The following is a 3,238-nucleotide window of genomic DNA, read 5'->3' on the forward strand; positions in this document are numbered from 1 at the left end:
CACCCACAGCGCGGTCACAAGACAGGAGCGGAACCTAACCGGCAGCAAACATCCAGGGAAAGATCAACGAAACGGGCAAAGAACGCCAGAACTCATCAACCCCAGCAGACCCACTACGTGACATGCGCCACACTTCACGCCGGAATGGAACCAACACCCGGGCAACCCTGGCGTCACCAGATCCCCTGATGCTTCAATCCCCTCTCACAACCAAGGGGATCTTCAGGGGGGACGACATGCGTGACGCTCTTTCAGCGATGAGCCGCAGACAGCTCGTGAAATGGGCCGGCGGAATGCTGGGAACGGCCACGCTGGGCTCGGCCGCCACCGTCGCCCTCAGCGGCACCGCCTCCGCGGCGGTCGCCGCGTCCACGAAGTTCGACCTCACCGCGCCATCGAGCGAGTTGTTCCGCGAAATAGAACTCCAAGACGTCCGCGTCCTGCAGTCGTTCTCCTTCGACAACACCAACAAGCACATTTACACCGTTGGCCTCGTCCAGGAAAACAGGCAGCTCCCCGGGGAATCCCGCCAGTACACCAATGCCGAACGTTCGGCCAACGGCGACCTGGCCGTCACCCGTCTCGACCTCACCGGTGCGGAAATCGGCCGCATGTACCTCAAAGGATTCGGCCATGGCGTCGCGATAGCCGCCGAGCCCTCCGGCAACAGTGCCTACCTGTGGACCGAGACCGACGCCGTCGCGGAAACCGATGCAAACAACAACACCAACGGCTGGGGCACCAAGCTGGCCCGCTTCAAGTTCGCCAACGGAACGGTTCTCAACGCCGGTTCATCACAGCTGACCAAGTTCAGCCCGGTCTCCGGAGCCGACCGCACCACCGTGGCCATCGACCCGGTCAACAGCCGTCTGGCCGTGCGCTACCGGCTCAACAACGTATTCAAGTTCAGCCTCTACGACCTCGCCACGTTCAAATCCGGGACGTTCACCCCGCTGGCCACGGTCACCCAGCCGACCGGCAGCGCCTACTCCGACTTCCAGGGCTTCACGAGCCTCGGACAATACCTGTACATGATCGACGGAAACGCATACGCGTACGCGAACAACACAACGACGACGCCCTCCAACCCCGACGGCAATACCTACATCACCAGAATCGACTGGAACACCGGGTCCGTGAGCGACCGTCAGCTCACCAAGGCCGGTCAGAGCCTGTATTATCGGGAGCCCGAAGGCCTGGCCATTCAGATTCCGGACACCAGCAACACGGCCGCCTGCCGGTTGGTCATGGGGTTCGCGTCGGAAAACTCGGCCACCGACACCGATAAAATGGCGAGTTTCTACTACAAGAGCTCCCTCATCTGATCATGGCTCACCCGCCCGAGGACCTCCCTGCATGAGCAAGACCGCCGACGCCACCGTCTCTGTGCCCGATACTGCGTCGAACCGTGTGGGGGTGCCGTTCCCGCATGACCCGGCGCCATTGCACCGAGCGATCACGCTGCTGGCTCTCATCAGCCTGTTCATCGGTACTCGTGCCGACTGGAATGCCGCGATGATGAAGCGGCCGGCGGTCGGTGGTGTCATCACCGTCGGCTACGCCGGGATCCTGATTCTCGCGATCCTCGCCCTCACCGTGCGCAGCCGCCGTGCCCTCGTGCGAGTCGACGCGGGAGCGCTGCTGCTGGGCTTCACGCTGACACTGTGCTCGTACGCCGTCAGCAGTGGAATGAACGACGAGACGGTGCTGATGACCCAGGCCACACACGAGCTGGTGCACGGGCATGCGGTGTACGGGCACGAGTGGCCGTGGGTGTTTCAGCAGCACCACGTCGGTGTGACGAAGACGATGTCGGGCGGCGCGGACTACTCGTTCGCCTATCCGCCGCTCGCGCTCTTGCTGATTGCCCCCTTGTACGCGGTGATCGGCGCCAAGGCGGTCACCCTCGTCCCGACCCTCCTGCTGATCGTCGGCGCCGCCGTGCTGTGGTGGCTGCTGCCGACGCCGTGGCGGTCGGCCGCGACGGCGGTCTGTCTGGGCTTCCCCATGCTCAAGGGGTATGCGGCCATGGGCTATCCGGCTGTCCCGGCGCTCGTGCTGCTCATCCCGGTGGTGATCGGCTGGCCCTCGACAGGTGCCGGGGGGCGGCTCGGCCGCTGGGACATCGTGCGGGCCGGGCTCCTCGGTGCCGCGTGTGCGACGCAACAACTGCCGTGGTTCCTCACACCGTTCCTGCTGGTCGGTGTGTACGCGCTGCGGCGCGGCGAACTGTCGGCACGGGCCGCGTTCGGCGTGGTCGCGCGTTTCACCGGGATCGCGGTGGTCGTGGCGCTGGCCGCGAACGCGTACTTCATCGCGCAGAGCCCTCGGGCCTGGCTCTCCGGCCTGGTGCTGCCGTTCACCCAGCACGGGGTGCTGCACGGCCAGGGCATCATGGGGCTGTCGTACTACTTCTCCGACGGCAGCAGTCGGCTGGACTTCTACTCGTACGGCAGCATGCTGATGGCCGCCGGGCTGCTCGTTCTGTTCGTGCTCTTCGTACGGCGGCTCGGTCCGGCCGCGACCGTGCTGCCGTGGTGCGCGTTCTACCTGGCCACGCGGTCGCAGGACGGCTACTACCTGCTGATGACGCCGCTTTGGACAGCAGCCGCCGCGACCGCCCCTGCGTCCGCCTTCGCCTCTGCCTGGCAGCCCCGGTTGCCGTTCGGCCGGCGGCGGGCCGTCAGCGCGGCAGTCGCCGCAGCGGTGCTGGCTCCGGCCGTGGTGTGCGTGGCCGTTGCCGCCGCGAGCGGCCCACCGATCCGACTGGTAGTGGGTGAGGTACGGGGGGACAGCCGCGGGATCAGCCGGCTCACCGTACAGGCGACGAACACCGGTGGCACCCCCCTGACCCCGAACTTCGCGGCCAGTACCAGCGAGAACGCCTCGGGGTACTGGACCGTCCGCAGCGGCCCCACCGTGCTACGCGCGCACGAGTCGGCGCGTTACGTTCTGGTGCCGACCGCTGGACGCTACTCCGTCCCGCACCGAGCCCACCTGCGCGTGCGACTGAGAGTGTTCACGGACCGACCTCAGACGCTGAGCAGCGCCGACATCCCGGTACCGAAGGGGTAGGTGCCTGCCGTCATCTGCGTTTGGTGGGGGTCTCGGAGGGTTCGGGGCCCGAGGCGCTGACCGAGGTGCGGCCGGGTTTGTGGTGGCGGGGCACGACGTCCTGGGGGAAGGTCAGCTGCTGGTTCATCCACTTCAGGGTGGCCGGCATCTCCCGTACCCAGGT

Annotated in this window: 2 protein-coding genes; both read left to right on the top strand. The window is 66.3% G+C overall.

The window, feature by feature from the left end; genetic code table 11:
• The first annotated feature begins 236 nt into the window (after positions 1-236).
• The gene (locus tag ACWDAG_RS47620; protein WP_450701848.1) at positions 237-1,325 is read left to right on the top strand and encodes a phage baseplate protein; all 1,089 of its coding nucleotides are present in this window, start codon (positions 237-239) and stop codon (positions 1,323-1,325) included.
• A gap of 31 nt (positions 1,326-1,356) precedes the next feature.
• Positions 1,357-3,075 carry a hypothetical protein gene (locus ACWDAG_RS47625; RefSeq protein WP_450701849.1) on the top strand — a complete coding sequence of 573 codons (1,719 nt, stop codon included), beginning with the start codon at positions 1,357-1,359 and terminating at the stop codon, positions 3,073-3,075.
• The last annotated feature ends 163 nt before the right edge of the window (positions 3,076-3,238 follow it).

It is taken from the genome of Streptomyces sp. NPDC001157 (genome assembly GCF_053598255.1).

What these genes read in the sequence shown, in the direction of transcription:
- ACWDAG_RS47620 (WP_450701848.1), top strand. Translation starts at nt 237, where the DNA reads ATGCGTGACGCTCTTTCAGCGATGAGCCGCAGACAGCTCGTGAAATGG.
- ACWDAG_RS47625 (WP_450701849.1), top strand. Translation starts at nt 1,357, where the DNA reads ATGAGCAAGACCGCCGACGCCACCGTCTCTGTGCCCGATACTGCGTCG.